Origin of the sequence: Pedococcus sp. (assembly GCF_036000045.1) — a bacterium.
Taxonomy (GTDB): domain Bacteria; phylum Actinomycetota; class Actinomycetes; order Actinomycetales; family Dermatophilaceae; genus Pedococcus.
In genome coordinates this window covers 33,404-50,896 of sequence record NZ_DASYGF010000083.1, presented here as the reverse complement: position 1 = coordinate 50,896, position 17,493 = coordinate 33,404, and the positions used below count along the sequence as shown (strand labels likewise).

Sequence of the window (17,493 nt, the reverse complement as noted above, 5' to 3'; positions counted from 1 at the left end):
CGCCATGCGTCCTGACTCTGCTGCACCTGAGACCGCTCCGGTGGTCCCCGCCGCCGACGACCCGTCGGTGCGCACCGTGATGAGCTCGGCCGACGTCTCCCGTGCCCTGCGCCGCATCGCCCACGAGATCCTCGAGCGCAACAAGGGTGCCGAGGACCTGGTCATCCTGGGTATCCCGCGCCGCGGCGTCGCGCTCGCTCACCGGCTGGCCGGGGTCATGGAGTCGGTCGAGAGCCGTCCGGTGCCCGTGGGGGCCCTGGACGTGACCATGCACCGCGACGACCTGCGGCGCCAGCCGACGCGCAGCCCCCTGCACACCGACATCCCCGGATCGGGCATCGACGACAAGGTCGTCGTCCTGGTCGACGACGTCCTCTACTCCGGGCGCACGGTGCGGGCCGCCCTCGACGCGCTGTCGGACCTCGGCCGCCCTCGCGCGGTGCGCCTGGCCGTGCTGGTGGACAGGGGGCACCGCGACCTGCCCATCCGGGCTGACCACGTGGGCAAGAACCTGCCGACCTCGAGCTCGGAGCGGGTCAGCGTCCGGCTCACCGAGCACGATGGCGCCCAGGACGAGGTCACGATCAGCGGCGGTGAGGCCCGATGACCGCGCGCCGCCACCTGCTCAGCTCCGCCGACCTCGACCGCGACCAGGTCGGCGCCATCCTCGACACCGCCACCGAGATGCACACCGTGCAGCGCCGCGAGGTCAAGAAGCTTCCGACTCTGCGCGGCCGCACGGTCGTCAACCTCTTCTTCGAGGACTCGACCCGCACCCGCAGCAGCTTCGAGATCGCGGGCAAGTGGCTGTCGGCGGACGTCATCAACATCAGCGCCAAGGGCTCCTCGACCTCCAAGGGCGAGTCACTGCGTGACACCGTCATGACCGTCGCGGCGATGGGGGTCGACGCCCTGGTGATCCGACACCCGGCCAGCGGCGCTGCCCACCAGGTCAGCCAGTGGGTCGACGCCCACGTGGTCAACGCCGGCGACGGCACCCATGAGCACCCGACGCAGGCCCTCCTCGACGCCTACACCATGCAGCGGCGGCTGGGCAGTCTCGAGGGCCGCCACGTGGCGATCGTCGGCGACCTCACCCACTCGCGGGTGGTCCGCTCCAACCTGATCACCCTGCGCACCCTCGGTGCGCGGGTGACGCTGGTGGCGCCTCCCACGCTCATGCCCAGCGGCGTCACCACCTGGGCGGCGACCGAGGGCTTCGCGCTGTCGCACGACCTCGACGAGGTGCTCCCGACGGTCGACGCGGTGATGATGCTGCGCGTGCAACGGGAGCGGATGAGCGGGGGCTACTTCCCGACGGCCCGCGAGTACACCGTCGGCTACGGCCTGACCCGGGCGCGGCTCGACGCGCTCGTCGCGGCCAACCCGGACGCGGTGATCTGCCACCCGGGGCCGATGAACCGCGGCCTCGAGATCGCCGCCGACGCGGCCGACGCGGCGCAGTCACTGGTGCTCGACCAGGTGAGCGCCGGGGTGGCCGTGCGGATGTCCGTGCTCTATCACCTGCTGGCCGGAGAGGAGGTGTCCTCGTGAGCGCACTGTTGGTCACCGGTGCCGACCTCGCGGGCGCGGGCGCCCAGGACGTCCTCGTCGAGGACGGCGTCATCGTCGAGATCGGCTCCATCGGGGCCAAGGGCTCACGCGGCTGGGACGTCCTCGACGCCGACGGGCTCGTCGTGCTTCCGGGGCTGGTGGACCTGCACACCCACCTGCGCGAGCCAGGGCGAGAGGATGCCGAGACGATCGCCTCCGGGTCGGCCGCTGCGGCCGTCGGCGGCTTCACCGCCATCCTCGCCATGGCCAACACCAGTCCGGTCACCGACACCGCCGAGGCCGCCGAGCGCATCCTCGACCTGGGCCGGGCCGCCGGGCTGGTCGACGTCGTGCCGGTCGGAGCCGTGACCAAAGGCCTGGGCGGGGACGAGCTCGCCGAGCTGGGGCTCATGCACCGCTCACGGGCCGGAGTCACGGTGTTCTCCGACGACGGCCGCTGCGTCCACGACGCCAGGGTGATGCGGCGCGCCCTCGAGTACGTCCGGGCCTTCGGCGGCGTCGTGTCGCAGCACGCCCAGGACCCGCACCTCGCCGGGCCGCAGGCCTGCGCCCACGAGGGAGAGCTCTCCGGCCGCCTGGGCCTGCCGGGCTGGCCTGGCATCGCCGAGGAGTCCATCGTCGCGCGCGACGTCATGCTCGCGCGGCATACCGGGTCCCGCCTGCACGTCGCCCACGTCTCCACGGCCGGCACCGTCGAGGTGCTGCGCTGGGCCAAGGCCCAGGGGGTCTCGGTGACCGCCGAGGTCACGCCGCACCACCTCGTCCTGACCACCGACCTGCTGGCCGGCTACGACCCCACGTTCAAGGTCAACCCGCCGCTGCGGCCCCAGGAGGATGTCGACGCGCTGCGCGAGGCCCTGGCCGACGGCACCATCGACGCGGTCGCCACCGACCACGCCCCGCACGCGCGCCACGACAAGGAGCACGCGTTCGTCGACGCTGCTTTCGGCATGGTGGGCCTGGAGACGTCCCTTTCGGTGGTCAGCGACGTGATGGTCCGGTCGGGACGGCTCGACTGGGCCGGCGTGGCCCGCATCATGTCCCAGAACCCCGCCCGCATCGCGGGTCTGCCCAACCACGGCCGAGCGCTCGAGGTCGGCGCCCCCGCCAACCTCACGCTGGTCGACCCGTCCGCCGAGGTCACGGTCGACCGCGGAGCCTCGCTGTCGCTGTCGCGCAACAACCCCTGGCACGGCCGCACCCTGCAGGGTGCCGTCCACGCCACGGTCCTGCGCGGCCGAGTCACCGCCCAGAAGGGAGCCCTCACGTGAGCAGGCTGCAAGCCGTCGGCGTCATGCTCGTCGCCCTCGGCCTCATCTATGCGCTCCTGTATGCCGCGTGGGTGCGCAAGGGCCGTGAGCACGCATCGGCGGCCATCGCCGCCGAGCGACGCCGGACCGAGGACTCCGCCGACCCGAACCATGCCCCGCCCACTCCCGCGCCGAAGGTCAAGGACGACCGCACCGCGCAGGTCGTCGTCGAGGGCACCTATGTCAGCACCACCACGGCCGCCAGCCGTCTCGAGCGGGTGACCGTCGAGGGGCTCGGCCACCGGGCCAAGGCGACGCTCACCGTGAACCGGGGCCAGGCCGACCAGCTCGTCCGCATCGACCGGCGGGGCGAGTCCACGGTGGTGATCCCCGCGGGACGCCTGGTCTCCGTGCGCCGAGACCGCGGCATGGCGGGCAAGTTCATCGGCGCCAACCGCATGGTCGTGCTGCAGTGGAAGACGCCCGAGGGTGACGTCTACCAGACGGGCTTCCTACCGCGCTTCCGCGCCGACGTCGACACGATCGAGTCCGCCCTGTGGTGGCACACCGGCGCGACCGACACCCCCGCCCCCGAAGGAGACCCGACCGCATGACTGCGTCCGCCCTGCTGGACCTCGACCGCATCCTCGACGGCGAGCCGGCCGTGCTCGTCCTCGAGGACGGGCGCGCCTTCTATGGCCAGGCCTACGGCGCGGTCGGCGAGACCGTCGGCGAGGCGGTCTTCTCGACCGGCATGACCGGCTACCAGGAGACCCTGACCGACCCCAGCTACCACCGGCAGGTGGTCGTCATGACCACGCCTCACGTGGGCAACACCGGCGTCAACGACGAGGACGACGAGTCGCGCCGGATCTGGGTGGCCGGCTATGTCGTGCGCGATCCTGCCCTGCGGCCCTCGAGCTGGCGTTCCGCACGCACCCTGGAGGACGAGCTGCGCACCCAGGGTGTGGTCGGGATCAGCGGGATCGACACCCGCGCCCTGACCAGGCACCTGCGCGAGCGCGGCGCCATGCGGGTGGGTATCTTCTCCGGCGACCGCGCCGGCTCGCCCGTCGCCCAGCTGACCGAGGCGGTGCTCGACGCCCCGCTGATGTCGGGCGCCGCGCTCGCAGCCGAGGTCACGACGAGTGAGCCGTACGTCGTCCCGGCTGTCGGGGAGAAGCGCTTCACCGTCGCCGCGCTCGACCTCGGCATCAAGGCGATGACGCCGACGCTCCTGGCGCAGCAGGGCATCGAGGTGCACGTCCTGCCGGCCACGTCGACGTTCGAGGACATCCGGGCGGTCGGGGGCGACGGCGGCCCCGACGGCGTGTTCTTCTCCAACGGGCCGGGTGACCCGGCCACGGCGGACCGCGAGGTGGCTGTGCTTCGCGAGGTCCTCGGCGCGCGGATCCCCTTCTTCGGCATCTGCTTCGGCAACCAGCTGCTCGGCCGCGCACTCGGGTTCGGCACCTTCAAGCTCAAGTACGGCCACCGAGGCATCAACCAGCCGGTCATGGACCGCACGACCGGCAAGGTCGAGGTGACGGCCCACAACCACGGTTTCGCGGTCGACGCGCCGACCGACGGCGAGGTGACTGCGCCCAGCGACGCCGACGGCACGGCATACGGCCGGGTGCGGGTCTCGCATGTCTGTCTCAACGACGGGGTGGTCGAGGGCCTGGAGTGTCTCGACCTGCCGGCGTACTCCGTCCAGTACCACCCGGAGGCCGCGGCGGGTCCGCATGACGCGGCCTACCTGTTCGACCGGTTCGTGCAGCTCATGGAGAAGGGAAACCGCGCCTGATGCCCAAGCGCAACGACCTCAGCAGCGTCCTCGTCATCGGCTCCGGGCCGATCGTCATCGGCCAGGCGTGCGAGTTCGACTACTCCGGCACGCAGGCCTGCCGGGTGCTGCGCGAGGAGGGCATCCGCGTCATCCTCGTCAACTCCAACCCGGCGACGATCATGACCGACCCCGAGTTCGCGGACGCGACCTACGTCGAGCCGATCACCCCAGAGGTGGTCGAGGCGATCATCGCCCGCGAGCGGCCCGACGCCGTGCTCGCGACCCTGGGAGGCCAGACCGCGCTCAACTGCGCCATCGCCCTGCACGAGTCGGGTGTCCTGGAGAAGTACGGCTGCCCGCTGATCGGTGCCAACGTCGAGGCCATCCAGCTCGGCGAGGACCGCGAGAAGTTCAAGGGTGTCGTCGAGCGCTGTGGTGCCGAGTCGGCCCGCTCCTTCATCTGCCACTCCATGGACGACTGCCTGGCTGCCGCAGCCGATCTGGGCTACCCGGTCGTGGTGCGCCCATCCTTCACGATGGGTGGTCTGGGGTCGGGCTTCGCCTACGACGAGACCGACCTGCGCCGGATCGCGGGTGCCGGTCTGCAGTACAGCCCGACCACCGAGGTGCTCTTGGAGGAGTCCATCCTCGGCTGGAAGGAGTACGAGCTCGAGGTCATGCGCGACCACGCCGACAACGTCGTCGTCGTCTGTTCCATCGAGAACCTCGACCCGATGGGTGTGCACACGGGCGACTCGATCACCGTGGCCCCGGCGCTCACCCTCACCGACCGGGAGTACCAGCGGCTGCGCGACATCGGCATCGCCGTCATCCGCGAGGTCGGCGTCGACACCGGCGGCTGCAACATCCAGTTCGCGGTCAACCCCGAGGACGGCCGGATCATCGTCATCGAGATGAACCCCCGGGTCTCCCGGTCGAGCGCACTCGCGTCCAAGGCCACCGGCTTCCCGATCGCCAAGATCGCCGCGAAGATGGCCATCGGCTACACCCTCGACGAGGTCCCCAACGACATCACGCAGGAGACGCCGGCCAGCTTCGAGCCGACGCTCGACTACGTCGTCGTCAAGGTGCCACGGTTCGCGTTCGAGAAGTTCCCGGCCGCCGACCCGACCCTCACCACGACCATGAAGTCGGTGGGCGAGGCGATGGCGATCGGCCGCAACTTCACCGAGGCGCTCCAGAAGGCCCTGCGCTCGATGGAGCGTCGCGACAGCACGTTCCACTGGGACGGTCCGGCGCCGAGCAGCAGCGAGGCGCTGGCCCTCTTGGAGGCCGCTCGGACGCCCACGGACGGCCGCATCGTCACGGTGCAGCAGGCGATGCGCGGTGGCCTGTCCGTCGAGCAGGTGCATGCCGCCACGGGCATCGACCCGTGGTTCCTCGACCAGATCGCCCTCGTCAACGCGATCGCCGACCGCGTCGCGGCCAGCCCCGAGCTGACGCCGGAGCTGCTGCGCCTGGCCAAGCGCCACGGGTTCTCCGACCACCAGCTCGGTGCTCTCCGGGGGCTGCCGGAGTCCGTGGTCAGGGGGGTGCGCCACGCTCTCGGGGTGCGACCGGTCTACAAGACCGTCGACACCTGCTCGGCGGAGTTCGCGGCCCAGACGCCCTACCACTACAGCGCCTACGACGAGGAGACCGAGGTCGAGCCGCGGGAGCGCGAAGCCGTGGTCATCCTGGGTAGCGGTCCCAACCGGATCGGCCAGGGCGTGGAGTTCGACTACTCCTGTGTCCACGCCAGCTTCGCCCTGCGCGAGGCCGGCTACGACACGGTGATGGTCAACTGCAACCCCGAGACGGTCTCCACCGACTACGACACGAGCAGCCGGCTCTACTTCGAACCGCTCACGCTCGAGGACGTCCTCGAGGTGGTCCACGCCGAGCGGCAGGCCGGTCCCGTGGCAGGCGTCATCGTGCAGCTGGGCGGCCAGACGCCGCTGGGCCTGGCCAAGGCGCTCAAGGACGCGGGCGTGCCGATCGTCGGCACCAGCCCGGAGGCCATCGACCTGGCCGAGGACCGCGGCGCGTTCGGTCGGGTGCTCGCGGAGGCGAAGCTGCCCGCTCCCAAGCACGGCACGGCATACAGCGCCCCCGAGGCGGTCGAGGTGGCACGGCAGATCGGGTACCCGGTCCTCGTGCGGCCCTCGTACGTCCTGGGCGGCCGCGGGATGGAGATCGTCTACGACGACGACACCCTGTCCGGCTATGTCACCCGCGCCACGGTGGCCAGCCCCGAGCACCCGGTCCTCGTCGACCGGTTCCTCGACGACGCCATCGAGATCGACGTCGACGCCCTCTACGACGGCACCGACCTCTACCTCGGCGGGATCATGGAGCACATCGAGGAGGCGGGCATCCACTCCGGCGACTCGGCGTGCACCCTGCCGCCGGTCACTCTGGGCGTGGCCGAGCTGGAGCGGGTCCGCGAGGCCACCCTGCAGCTGGCGGAGGGCATCGGGGTGCGCGGGCTGATGAACGTCCAGTTCGCCCTCGCACAGGACATCCTCTATGTCCTCGAGGCCAACCCCCGTGCCTCGCGGACGGTGCCGTTCGTGGCCAAGGCCACCGGAGTCCCGGTCGCCAAGGCGGCCGCCCGCGTCATGCTGGGCGCCAGCATCAAGGAGCTGCGCGCCGAGGGCCTCCTGCCGCCCGAGGGCGACGGTGGCCGTATGCCGAGCCACGCCCCGGTCGCGGTCAAGGAGGCGGTGCTGCCCTTCAAGCGGTTCCGCACTCGGGAGGGACAGGTCGTCGACAGCCTGCTCGGTCCCGAGATGCGCTCCACCGGCGAGGTCATGGGCATCGACCAGGACTTCGGCACGGCGTTCGCCAAGGGCATGCTCGGCGCGGGCTCGGGACTGCCCAAGGAGGGCCGGATCTTCGTCTCCGTGGCCAACCGCGACAAGCGCGCCATGATCTTCCCGGTCAAGCGCCTCGCCGACCTCGGCTTCACGATCGTCGCGACCTCGGGCACCGCCGATGTGTTGCGCCGCAACGGGATTGCCTCCGAGGTGGTTCACAAGCACAGTGAGCGTGATGCGGGGGAGCAGAGCATCGTCGACCTCATCCTCGCCGGTGAGGTGGCCATGGTGGTCAACACGCCCTCGGGCTCCAACGCGCGCGCGGACGGCTATGCCATCCGGGCCGCGACGACGTCCATGGACCGCCCGATCATCACGACCGTCCAGGAGCTCGCGGCCGCGGTGCAGGGGATCGAGGCTCAGCTGCGCGGTGAGTTCACGGTCAAGCCCCTGCAGGAGCACGCCCGCGACCTCGACCTCTACGGGGTGCGGGGGCAGGCATGACAGCGACCTCGACCACGGGTGCGGGCGTCGTCCAGGTGACGGGCGAGCTCATCGCCTCGCGAAGGGCCGGCGCCTACCACCACCTCACCTTCGTGGCTCCGGGTCTGGCCGAGCACGCCCGTCCGGGGCAGTTCGTGGCGCTGGCCATCGGCGGCGAGGACGGCGCGCACCTGTTGCGGCGCTGCTTCTCGATCCACAAGGTCAGCCCGTCGGGCACGTATGGCGGCACGGTCGACATCGTGGTGTCGGCCGTGGGCGCGGGTACCACCTGGCTCGCCGGCCTGCGCGCTCACGACGAGGTCGACATCGTGGGCCCGCTGGGTCGGCCCTTTCCGGTGCCCAAGGAGCCAGTGCCCTGCGTCCTGGTCGGCGGGGGCTACGGCAGCGCGCCGCTGTTCTGGCTGGCCGAGACGCTGCGCGGACGCGGCTGTGCGGTCGAGCTCGTCCTGGGCGCCGCGACGGAGCAGAAGCTCTTCGGTGTCGTCGAGGCTCGGCGAGCCGCCGACGCCGTCACTGTCACCACCGACGACGGGTCGGCAGGCACCAAGGGCTGGGTATCGGATGTCCTGCCCGAGGTGATCCGCCGCAGCGGTGCAGCAGTGGTCTACGGATGTGGCCCGATGGCGATGCTCGAGTCGGTGACGCGCATCGCCACGGCAGAGGGAGCGGTCGCCCAGGTGGCCGTCGAGGAGTCCATGGCCTGTGGCGTGGGCGTCTGTATGACCTGTGTCCTTCCCGTGACGGGGAACGACGGAGTCACGCGCATGGTCCGCAGCTGCGTGGAAGGCCCGGTGTTCCGGGGGGACCGGGTCCGGTGGGACGCCTTCGAGGGCGGGGCCTGCCGGGTCCCCGACGATGCCTTGGGCGCACCGGGGCAGGGAGGTCACTGATGGGGCTGTTCACGTCCACGCGGCATACGTCCAAGGCCGAGCTGGCCGAGGTGGCTGAGCCGACGCCGGCCGAGCAGTCCACGGCGCCCTCCGTGGACATGTCAGTCGATCTCGGCGGCGTGACGCTGCCCAGCCCGATGATGACCGCCAGCGGCTGCGCCGCCAACGGCCAGGAGCTGGCGAGGTTCTTCGACCTGCGCGAGCTGGGGGCCTTCGTGACGAAGTCGGTGATGGCCCACCCGCGGTCCGGGCGTGGCACTCCCCGCATGGCGGAGACGCCGTCCGGGATGCTCAACTCGATCGGCCTGCAGGGTCCCGGCATCCACGCGTTCGTCGAGAAGGACCTCGCGTGGCTCAAGGCGCGCGGCGCCCGTGCCCTCGTGTCGATAGCGGGCAACACCAGCGGTGAGTTCGCCGACGTGGCCGCCGTCCTGCGAGGCAGCGACGCCTTCGACGCGGTGGTCGGCGTCGAGGTCAACATCTCCTGCCCCAACGTCGCCAACCGTGGGCTCGTCTTCGCGTGCGACCCCCTGGCGAGTGCCAAGGTGGTCGCCCTCGTCCGCGAGCAGCTCCCTCGCAACGTGCCGCTGTTCGCCAAGCTGACCGCCGACGTGACCGACATCGTCAGCGTGGCCCAGGCCGCGGTCAAGGCCGGTGCCGACGGGCTCACCATGATCAACACGCTGCTGGGCATGGTCATCGACACCGATGCGCTCAGGCCGCAGGTCGCCGGGGTGACAGGAGGACTGTCCGGTCCCGCTGTGCGTCCGGTGGCGGTGCGCGCGATCTGGCAGACCAGGGCCGCCATGCGCGAGGGCCGGCTCCCCACGGTGCCGATCATCGGCGTCGGGGGAGTGCGCACCGGCCGTGACGCTCTCGAGCTCGTGGCCGCCGGCGCGAGCGCCGTGCAGGTGGGCACCGCCACGTTCAACGACCCCAGCGCGCCGGTGCGGGTCGGCCGAGAGCTGCGCGACCTGCTGCAGGAGCAGGGCTTCGAGCGACTCACCGATGCGGTGGGCGTGGCTCACGAGAGGGTGGCGCGATGAGCGCGGACTGGACCGGCTCGACGTTCGGTGAGCGGCTCAGGGCGGCGATGGACGCCTACGGGCCGCTGTGCGCGGGCATCGACCCGCATCGGGCGCTCGTGGAGTCCTGGGGTCTGGGCTACGACGTGGCAGGGCTGACGGCTTTCACCGAGGCCTGCGTGGAGGCGTTCGGCGGTCACGTCGGGGTCGTCAAGCCGCAGTCGGCGTTCTTCGAGGTTTTCGGCTCGCGTGGCGTGGCCGTCCTGGAGGAGGCCGTCGTGGCCCTGCGCGAGCGCGGCACCCTGGTCGTCCTCGACGCCAAGCGTGGCGACATCGGCTCGACCATGGCCGCGTATGCCGAGGCGTACCTGGGCAAGGACGCCGTGGCGCCTGCTGACGCCCTGACCACGAGCCCCTATCTCGGCTTCGAGTCGCTGCGGCCCGCTCTCGACCTCGCCGCGGAGCGGGGTCGTGGGATGTTCGTCCTGGGCCTGACCTCCAACCCCGAGGGGCGCACGGTGCAGCACGCGCGCCTGCGCGAGGTGAGCGTCGCCGAGGCGATGGTGCTGGGCGCTACGGCCGAGAACGCCGGCGCGCGCGAGCAGGGGCGCCTGGGCAGCGTGGGACTGGTCGTCGGCGCGACGGTCGGGTCCGCGGTGCAGGAGCTCGGTCTGGACCTCGCCGGGGCCAACGCCCCCCTGCTGGCGCCCGGGATCGGCGCCCAGGGCGGTACGGCCGAGGACCTGCGCCGGGTGTTCGGCGACGCGCTTCCCAACGTGCTGCCCTCGAGCAGCCGTGAGGTCCTCTCGGCGGGCCCCGACGTGGCCGCGCTGCGCGACCGCGCCAGGCGCGTGAGCGAGAACCTGGCCGCCGTCCTGCGCTGACCACAGCTCGGTCATTCCGGACATCGAGCCGACCGGGCCTCCTCGGCGAGAAACCCGCGCACGTGGTTGCTACAGTCAGGGCCCATGCTCGAAACGTCTGGTCCGAGGCGCAAGAGCCTGCGAAACGCTAGCCTGGGCCGTGCGAGTCGACCCAGCTCGATCCACAAGGAGCAATGACGTGGCCCTTCCCCCGTTGACCCCGGAGCAGCGTGCCGCGGCCTTGGAGAAGGCCGCCGTGGCCCGACGGGAGCGGGCGGCCGTCAAGAACCGGCTGAAGTACGCCCAGGGCTCACTCAAGGACGTCATCGTCGACGGCAAGGAGAACGAGGTCGTCGGCAAGATGAAGGTGTCCGCGCTCCTGGAGTCCATGCCGGGCGTGGGCCGCGTGCGGGCCCGCCAGATCATGGAGGAGGTCGGCATCTCCGAGAGCCGCCGCGTCCGGGGCCTGGGGTCCAACCAGATCTCCGCCCTGCTCACCCGCTTCGACGAGGCGTGAGCGAGCCGGCTCCCGCGACGCCCGACCGCAGGCACCGCCTGGTCGTCCTCGCCGGCCCTACGGCCGTGGGCAAGGGCACGGTGTCTGCCTACGTGCGCGAGCATTTCCCCGACGTGTGGCTGTCCGTGAGCGCGACGACGCGCCGTCCCCGCCCGGGTGAGCGCGAGGGCGTGCACTACCACTTCGTCGACGAGGCCGAGTTCGCCCGGATGGAGCGCGACGGAGAGCTCCTGGAGTCTGCGGTCGTGCATGGGGTGAACCACTACGGCACCCCTCGAGGACCGGTGCGCGAGGCGCTCGCCGCCAACCGCATGGCCCTGCTCGAGATCGACCTCCAGGGCGCCCGTCAGGTGCGCGAGAGCATGCCCGAGGCGCTGTTCGTCTTCCTGGCGCCTCCGAGCTGGGACGAGCTCGTGCGCAGGCTGGTCGGTCGAGGCACCGAGGATGACGAGGAACGCGCCCGTCGACTGCAGACCGCCAAGGTCGAGATGGCAGCTGAGAAGGAGTTCGACGTGACCGTCGTCAACGACGACGTTCGTCGCGCCGCCGAAGAACTCGTATCATTGATGCGATCCCACTGACCCCACAGAAGTGAGTACCCCCGTGTCTGGAACCGTCGCGAACCCGATCGGCATCACCAACCCGCCGATCGACGACCTGCTCACCAAGGCCGACTCCAAGTACGCCCTGGTCATCTACTCGGCCAAGCGCGCCCGTCAGATCAACGCGTACTACAGCCAGCTCCAGGAGGGCCTGCTCGAGTACGTCGGCCCGCTCGTTGACTCGCAGGTCCACGAGAAGCCCATGTCGATCGCCCTGCGCGAGATCAACCAGGGCCTGCTCACCGCCGAGCCGATCGAGAGCTGACCCCCGCGGGTCGGCGACGGGACTCCCATGGCGCGCATCGTCCTCGGTGTCGGAGGTGGCATCGCGGCATACAAGGTCTGTTCCTTGCTGCGCCTGTTCACCGAGGCCGGCCACGACGTGACGGTCGTGCCGACGGAGTCGGCGCTGCGGTTCGTCGGCGCCCCCACGTGGGAGGCGCTGTCGGGCCGTCCGGTGCACACCGACGTGTGGAGCGACGTCCCCGATGTGCCCCACGTGCGGCTCGGCCAGGAGGCTGAGCTCGTCGTCGTGGCTCCAGCCACGGCCGACCTGCTCGCCAAGGCGGCCCACGGGCTGGCCGGCGACCTGCTCACCAACGTCCTGCTGACCGCGCGCTGCCCCGTCGTCATGGCCCCGGCCATGCACACCGAGATGTGGGACCACGCGGCGACCCAGGCCAACGTCTCCACCCTCACCGAGCGCGGGGTCCACGTCATCCCCCCGGCTTCGGGGCGGCTCACCGGCGTCGACACCGGTCCCGGCCGGTTGCCAGAAGCCGCCGAGCTGTATGCCGTGTGCCAGCGGATCCTGGCCCATGCGACGCACGACCATGCGCAGGGTCGGGCCCCGCTGCCGTTGCGGGGGCGCCACGTGGTGGTGTCGGCCGGAGGCACCCGAGAGCCGCTCGACCCCGTTCGGTTCCTCGGCAACCGCAGCTCGGGGAAGCAGGGCTACGCCCTCGCTGCGGTAGCAGCCCGGCGCGGTGCGACCGTCACGCTGGTCAGTGCCAACTCGTCCCTGCCTGCCCCCGCAGGGGTGGCGGTCCTCCCCGTCGAGACCGCCGTCGAGCTCCAGGAGGCCGTCGAGAAGGCCGCGCTCGATGCCGATGTCGTCGTGATGGCGGCCGCAGTCGCGGACTTCCGTCCCGCCCGGTACGCCGACGCCAAGATCAAGAAGTCGCACGACCCCGACGACCCCGAGCGGGCGCCCTCGATCGAGCTGGTCCGCAACCCGGACATCCTCGCCGGGCTGGTCCAGGCGCGGGCGGAGGCCACCAGCCCGGTCATCGTGGGGTTCGCCGCCGAGACCGGTGACGCCGACGGCACGGTGCTCGACCACGGCCGTGCCAAGCTGAGGCGCAAGGGCTGTGACCTGCTGGTGGTCAACGAGGTCGGCGTCGACACGACCTTCGGCCAGGACGACAACACCGTGCACATCCTGCGCCAGGGCTCGAGCCACGTCGTCGACGCGGGCCCCGCCTCGAAGTACGACATCGCCGCCGCAGTGTGGGACGCGGTGCAGGAGATCCTCTAGCAGGTCGTTAGACTGCGGGTGGCTGTGGGACGGTCTGTCCTGACACCTGCAGTCAGCAAGCAGCCGCTGCCCCGAAGGAGACCCTGTGTCCGCACGCCTGTTCACGTCCGAGTCGGTGACCGAGGGGCACCCCGACAAGATCTGTGACCAGATCTCCGACTCCATCCTCGACGCCATGCTCGCCCAGGACCCTGGCAGCCGGGTCGCTGTCGAGACGATGGTCACGACCGGGCTCGTGCACGTCGCCGGCGAGGTGACGACGGAGGCCTACGTCGAGATCCCGAAGATCGTGCGCGACACCGTGCTGGGGATCGGCTACGACTCCTCGACCAAGGGCTTCGACGGCGCCTCCTGTGGTGTCGAGGTGTCCATCGGCCAGCAGAGTCCCGACATCGCTCAGGGCGTGGACACGGCCTATGAGAACCGCACCGGTGGCATCGACCCGATGGACAAGCAGGGCGCCGGCGACCAGGGCCTCATGTTCGGCTACGCCTGCGACGACACCGCCGAGCTCATGCCGCTGCCGATCTTCCTCGCTCACCGGCTGGCCGAGCGCCTCTCTGCCGTGCGCAAGAGCGGCGACGTGGCCTACCTGCGCCCCGACGGCAAGACGCAGGTCACCATCTCCTACGACGGCGACAAGGCGGTCAAGCTCGACACCGTCGTGCTGTCGACCCAGCACGCCGCCGACATCTCCCTCGACGACCTGCTGACCCCTGACATCGAGCAGCACGTCATCAAGCCGGTCCTGGCCGAGCTGGCCGACGAGGGCACCGAGCTCGACACGTCCTCCTACCGCTCGCTGATCAACCCCACCGGCCGGTTCGAGATCGGTGGCCCCATGGGCGACGCCGGTCTCACCGGTCGCAAGATCATCGTCGACACCTACGGCGGCATGGCCCGCCACGGTGGCGGCGCGTTCTCGGGCAAGGACCCGTCGAAGGTCGACCGCTCCGCGGCCTACGCCACGCGCTGGGTGGCCAAGAACGTCGTGGCTGCCGGGCTGGCCCGCCGCTGCGAGGTCCAGGTCGCCTACGCGATCGGCAAGGCCCAGCCGGTGGGCCTGTATGTCGAGACGTTCGGCACCGAGACCGAGCCGGTCGACAAGATCCAGGCCGCCATCACCTCGGTGTTCGACCTGCGCCCCGCCGCGATCGTGCACGACCTCGACCTGCTGCGCCCGATCTACAAGCCCACTGCGGCCTACGGTCACTTCGGCCGCACCCATGTCGACGGCATCGCCAACCCGTTCACCTGGGAGCGCACCGACCGCGTCGAGGCCCTTCAGCGGGCGGTCAAGGGCTAGTTCTGCCTGGCCGGACGCGGCGGTCCTCGCCGCCCCGTGGCCTGCTTGTCAGCGCCCTGTCATAGGTTCGCCCTCATGAGCGGACGGGGCGCAAGCGAGCAGCTGGAGCTGATCCGCGCCGCACTGCCACCGTCGCCGAGCACCGCTCGGCGACGACCCGACGAGGCCGCCGCGTCCACGGACCCGGTGGCCTCGGTCGTGGTCGACACCGGCCTCGCCCACCTCGACCGACCGTTCGAGTACCTCGTGCCGCAGGCGTTCGCCGAGACGGCTGTGCCGGGAGCCCGGGTCAAGGTGCGCTTCGCCGGCCAGGACCTCGACGGGTTCGTGGTGCAGCGCCAGGCGGTGGCCGAGCACGAGGGGCGGCTCAGCCCGATCCGGCGGGTGGTCTCGCCCGAGGCGGTCCTCACGCCGGCGTTGCTGGCGCTCGCGCGGGCGGTCGCCGCACGCTACGCCGGCACGCTCGGCGACGTGCTGCGGCTTGCGGTTCCTCCGCGGCATGCCGCCGCGGAGCGAGCCTTGGCCCTCGACCCGCCCGTGCCCGACGCTCTCCCGGTGTGGGACGGCCCGGGGCCCGCCTGGAGCAGATATGCCGCCGGCCCGGCCTACCTCGCGCGGCTCGCGGCAGGCGAGTCTCCTGCCGCGTCCTGGCTGGCGCTTCCCGCGACCGACCCGGATCGCGACTGGCCGGCCGCGCTGGCCGCGGCCGCTGAGGCGACCCTGGCCGGGGGCCGGGGGAGCGTCCTCGTCGTGCCGGACCACCGCGACGTCGCCCGTGTCGATGCCGCACTGACGGCCGCGCTGGGCCCAGGTCGCCACGTTCGGCTGACGGCCGACCAGGGGCCGCAGGCGCGTTACACCGCGTGGCTCAAGGTGCTGCGCGGGCACGTCTCGGTCGTCGTCGGCAACCGCGCGGCTGCCTTCGCCCCCGTGCGCGACCTCGGACTGGTGGCGTGGTGGGACGACGGCGACGACCTGCTCGACGAGCCGCGCGCCCCCTATCCGCACGTCCGGGAGATTCTCGTGGAGCGCGGGCGGCTCGAGGGGGCGGCGGTGCTCTCGGGTGGGTTCGCCCGGTCCGTGGCGGTGCAGTCGCTGGTGGAGACCGGCGAGCTGCGACCCATCGCGGCATCATCGGTCCGGCGCGCCGTGCCGCGTGTCGTCGTCGCGGGGGAGGGGACCGAGGCCGACCGTGACCCGGCCGCGGCGTCGGCTCACCTTCCGTCGATCGCGTGGCGGACGGCCAAGGCCGCTCTGCAGTCCGGGCCGGTGCTCGTGCAGGTGCCGCGCCGGGGATACGTCCCCTCACTGGCGTGCCAGACCTGCCGCACCCCGGTGCGCTGCGCGCACTGTTCGGGGCCGGTGGCCGTGTCCGGCAGGGGAGCGGAGCCTGCCTGTCGCTGGTGTGGTCGCGGCGTCGGGCGGTTCGAGTGCCGGGCGTGCGGAGGCCGCGAGCTGCGGTCCTCCGTGGTCGGCGCTCGACGCACCGCCGAGGAGCTCGGCCGGGCCTTCCCCGGAGTGCCCGTGCACACGTCGGGGGCGGGTGCGGTGCTCGACCGGGTGGCCGAGGCCCCCGCGCTGGTCATCGCGACCCCCGGCGCAGAGCCGGTGGCCGACGGCGGCTACGCCGCTGCCCTGCTGCTCGACGCCTGGGCGAGTCTCGACCGTCCGACCCTCGACGCCGCCGAGGAGGCGCTGCGCCGCTGGCTGGCTGCCGCGGCGCTCACGAGGGCGTCGGCCGACGGTGGTCAGGTCGTCCTCTGTGGCGCACCCACCCACACGACGCTGCCGTCCGTCGAGGCACTCGTGCGGTGGGACCCGGCCTGGCTCGCCACCCGAGAGCTGGCCGAGCGTGGACCCCTGGGCCTGCCGCCGACGGTGGCGATGGCTGTCGTGACGGGCGAACGCCGGGCCGTCGAGACTGCCCTGCGTCACGCCGACCTCGGCCCCGAGGTGGAGCGTCTGGGGCCGCTGCCCGCGGGGGAGAGCGACGTCCGTGTGCTGCTGCGCGCTCCGCGCGAGGAGGGTGCCGCACTGGCCTGCGCGCTGGCCAGCATGAGGGCCGTGCGCAGTGCCCGCAAGGAGCCGGTTCCCATCCACGTTCGGGTCGACCCGCCCGACCCGGCCGCCTAGCGGGCTGCGACCTGGGGCGCCTCCTGTCGGGGCCCGTGGGCCGCAGCGGATGCGGGGCGGCGTGGGCACCCGGCATACACTGGGCCGCTGCGACGCCCACCGCGTGAGCCATCCACCGCCCCCACAGGAACGCCCTTGTCGATCCAGATCATCCGCCTGTTCGGCGATCCCGTGCTGCGCACGCCCGCGGAGCCCGTCGTCGACTTCGACCGTGAGCTGCGCCAGCTGGTCAAGGACCTGACCGACACGATGATGGACGCGCCGGGGGCCGGCCTGGCGGCTCCTCAGATCGGTGTGGGCCTGCGGGTGTTCACCTACTGGATCGACGGCGAGCTGGGTCACCTGGTCAACCCCGATCTCGAGCTGTCCGTCGAGCTCCAGGACGGCGAGGAGGGGTGCCTGTCGTTCCCCGGCCTGAGGTTCGACACTCCCCGCGCCCTGCGCACCGTCGCCAAGGGGCTCAACCAGTTCGGCGAGCCGGTCACCATCGAGGGATCCGAGCTGATGGCCCGGTGCCTGCAGCACGAGACCGACCATCTCGACGGCATCCTGTTCATCGACCGGATGGACCGCGAGCAGCGCAAGGCCGCGATGCGGGCCATCCGTGAGGCCGAGTGGGCCGGCGGCCCGACACCGACCGTCAAGCTCAGCCCGCACTCGACCTTCGGCCGGGGCATGTGAGC

General features: G+C 71.7%; 16 protein-coding genes. All 16 read left to right on the top strand.

Annotated features, from left to right (window positions below):
• Positions 1-4 precede the first annotated feature (4 nt).
• Positions 5-607, top strand: a complete 603-nt coding sequence (gene pyrR, locus VGN50_RS12675; RefSeq protein ID WP_327445164.1) for a bifunctional pyr operon transcriptional regulator/uracil phosphoribosyltransferase PyrR — start codon at positions 5-7, stop codon at positions 605-607.
• Complete coding sequence (locus tag VGN50_RS12670) at positions 604-1,554, top strand: aspartate carbamoyltransferase catalytic subunit (RefSeq protein ID WP_327445163.1); 951 nt, start codon at positions 604-606, stop codon at positions 1,552-1,554. Before pyrR ends, VGN50_RS12670 begins: the two co-directional genes overlap by 4 nt.
• Positions 1,551-2,846 carry a dihydroorotase gene (locus tag VGN50_RS12665; protein WP_327445162.1) on the top strand — a complete coding sequence of 432 codons (1,296 nt, stop codon included), beginning with the start codon at positions 1,551-1,553 and terminating at the stop codon, positions 2,844-2,846. Before VGN50_RS12670 ends, VGN50_RS12665 begins: the two co-directional genes overlap by 4 nt.
• Positions 2,843-3,439 carry a hypothetical protein gene (locus VGN50_RS12660; RefSeq protein WP_327445161.1) on the top strand — a complete coding sequence of 199 codons (597 nt, stop codon included), beginning with the start codon at positions 2,843-2,845 and terminating at the stop codon, positions 3,437-3,439. The genes VGN50_RS12665 and VGN50_RS12660 overlap by 4 nt, the downstream gene beginning before the upstream one ends.
• Positions 3,436-4,632, top strand: a complete 1,197-nt coding sequence (carA, locus tag VGN50_RS12655) for a glutamine-hydrolyzing carbamoyl-phosphate synthase small subunit (RefSeq protein ID WP_327445160.1) — start codon at positions 3,436-3,438, stop codon at positions 4,630-4,632. The genes VGN50_RS12660 and carA overlap by 4 nt, the downstream gene beginning before the upstream one ends.
• Complete coding sequence (carB, locus tag VGN50_RS12650; RefSeq protein ID WP_327445159.1) at positions 4,632-7,937, top strand: carbamoyl-phosphate synthase large subunit; 3,306 nt, start codon at positions 4,632-4,634, stop codon at positions 7,935-7,937. The genes carA and carB overlap by 1 nt, the downstream gene beginning before the upstream one ends.
• On the top strand, positions 7,934-8,827 hold the full coding sequence (locus VGN50_RS12645) for a dihydroorotate dehydrogenase electron transfer subunit (RefSeq protein WP_327445158.1): 894 nt from the start codon (positions 7,934-7,936) through the stop codon (positions 8,825-8,827). Before carB ends, VGN50_RS12645 begins: the two co-directional genes overlap by 4 nt.
• Positions 8,827-9,873, top strand: coding sequence for a dihydroorotate dehydrogenase (locus tag VGN50_RS12640; protein WP_414694599.1), 1,047 nt, complete (start codon positions 8,827-8,829; stop codon positions 9,871-9,873). Before VGN50_RS12645 ends, VGN50_RS12640 begins: the two co-directional genes overlap by 1 nt.
• Entirely contained in the window at positions 9,870-10,736 is an 867-nt protein-coding gene (gene pyrF, locus VGN50_RS12635) for an orotidine-5'-phosphate decarboxylase (RefSeq protein ID WP_327445157.1), read from the top strand. Before VGN50_RS12640 ends, pyrF begins: the two co-directional genes overlap by 4 nt.
• A 178-nt stretch (positions 10,737-10,914) precedes the next feature.
• Positions 10,915-11,232: an integration host factor, actinobacterial type gene (mihF, locus tag VGN50_RS12630; RefSeq protein ID WP_327445156.1), complete on the top strand. Its 318-nt coding sequence runs from the start codon at positions 10,915-10,917 to the stop codon at positions 11,230-11,232.
• Entirely contained in the window at positions 11,229-11,813 is a 585-nt protein-coding gene (gmk, locus tag VGN50_RS12625; RefSeq protein ID WP_327445155.1) for a guanylate kinase, read from the top strand. The genes mihF and gmk overlap by 4 nt, the downstream gene beginning before the upstream one ends.
• Before the next feature lie 22 nt (positions 11,814-11,835).
• Positions 11,836-12,099, top strand: coding sequence for a DNA-directed RNA polymerase subunit omega (gene rpoZ / locus VGN50_RS12620; protein WP_327445154.1), 264 nt, complete (start codon positions 11,836-11,838; stop codon positions 12,097-12,099).
• Between the two features lie 27 nt (positions 12,100-12,126).
• Positions 12,127-13,371, top strand: a complete 1,245-nt coding sequence (coaBC, locus tag VGN50_RS12615) for a bifunctional phosphopantothenoylcysteine decarboxylase/phosphopantothenate--cysteine ligase CoaBC (RefSeq protein WP_327445153.1) — start codon at positions 12,127-12,129, stop codon at positions 13,369-13,371.
• A gap of 85 nt (positions 13,372-13,456) precedes the next feature.
• Positions 13,457-14,677 (top strand): methionine adenosyltransferase, encoded by a 1,221-nt coding sequence (gene metK, locus VGN50_RS12610; RefSeq protein ID WP_327445152.1) that lies wholly within the window; start codon positions 13,457-13,459, stop codon positions 14,675-14,677.
• Between the two features lie 75 nt (positions 14,678-14,752).
• Positions 14,753-16,810: a primosome assembly protein PriA gene (locus tag VGN50_RS12605; RefSeq protein WP_327445151.1), complete on the top strand. Its 2,058-nt coding sequence runs from the start codon at positions 14,753-14,755 to the stop codon at positions 16,808-16,810.
• Between the two features lie 135 nt (positions 16,811-16,945).
• Positions 16,946-17,491 carry a peptide deformylase gene (gene def, locus VGN50_RS12600; RefSeq protein ID WP_327445150.1) on the top strand — a complete coding sequence of 182 codons (546 nt, stop codon included), beginning with the start codon at positions 16,946-16,948 and terminating at the stop codon, positions 17,489-17,491.
• The last annotated feature ends 2 nt before the right edge of the window (positions 17,492-17,493 follow it).

Bases quoted from the DNA above. Each gene is read 5' to 3' on its own strand.
- VGN50_RS12605 (WP_327445151.1), top strand. From the start codon at position 14,753: ATGAGCGGACGGGGCGCAAGCGAGCAGCTGGAGCTGATCCGCGCCGCA.
- carB (WP_327445159.1), top strand. From the start codon at position 4,632: ATGCCCAAGCGCAACGACCTCAGCAGCGTCCTCGTCATCGGCTCCGGG.
- carA (WP_327445160.1), top strand. From the start codon at position 3,436: ATGACTGCGTCCGCCCTGCTGGACCTCGACCGCATCCTCGACGGCGAG.
- coaBC (WP_327445153.1), top strand. From the start codon at position 12,127: ATGGCGCGCATCGTCCTCGGTGTCGGAGGTGGCATCGCGGCATACAAG.
- pyrF (WP_327445157.1), top strand. From the start codon at position 9,870: ATGAGCGCGGACTGGACCGGCTCGACGTTCGGTGAGCGGCTCAGGGCG.
- VGN50_RS12670 (WP_327445163.1), top strand. From the start codon at position 604: ATGACCGCGCGCCGCCACCTGCTCAGCTCCGCCGACCTCGACCGCGAC.
- pyrR (WP_327445164.1), top strand. From the start codon at position 5: ATGCGTCCTGACTCTGCTGCACCTGAGACCGCTCCGGTGGTCCCCGCC.
- VGN50_RS12640 (WP_414694599.1), top strand. From the start codon at position 8,827: ATGGGGCTGTTCACGTCCACGCGGCATACGTCCAAGGCCGAGCTGGCC.
- VGN50_RS12645 (WP_327445158.1), top strand. From the start codon at position 7,934: ATGACAGCGACCTCGACCACGGGTGCGGGCGTCGTCCAGGTGACGGGC.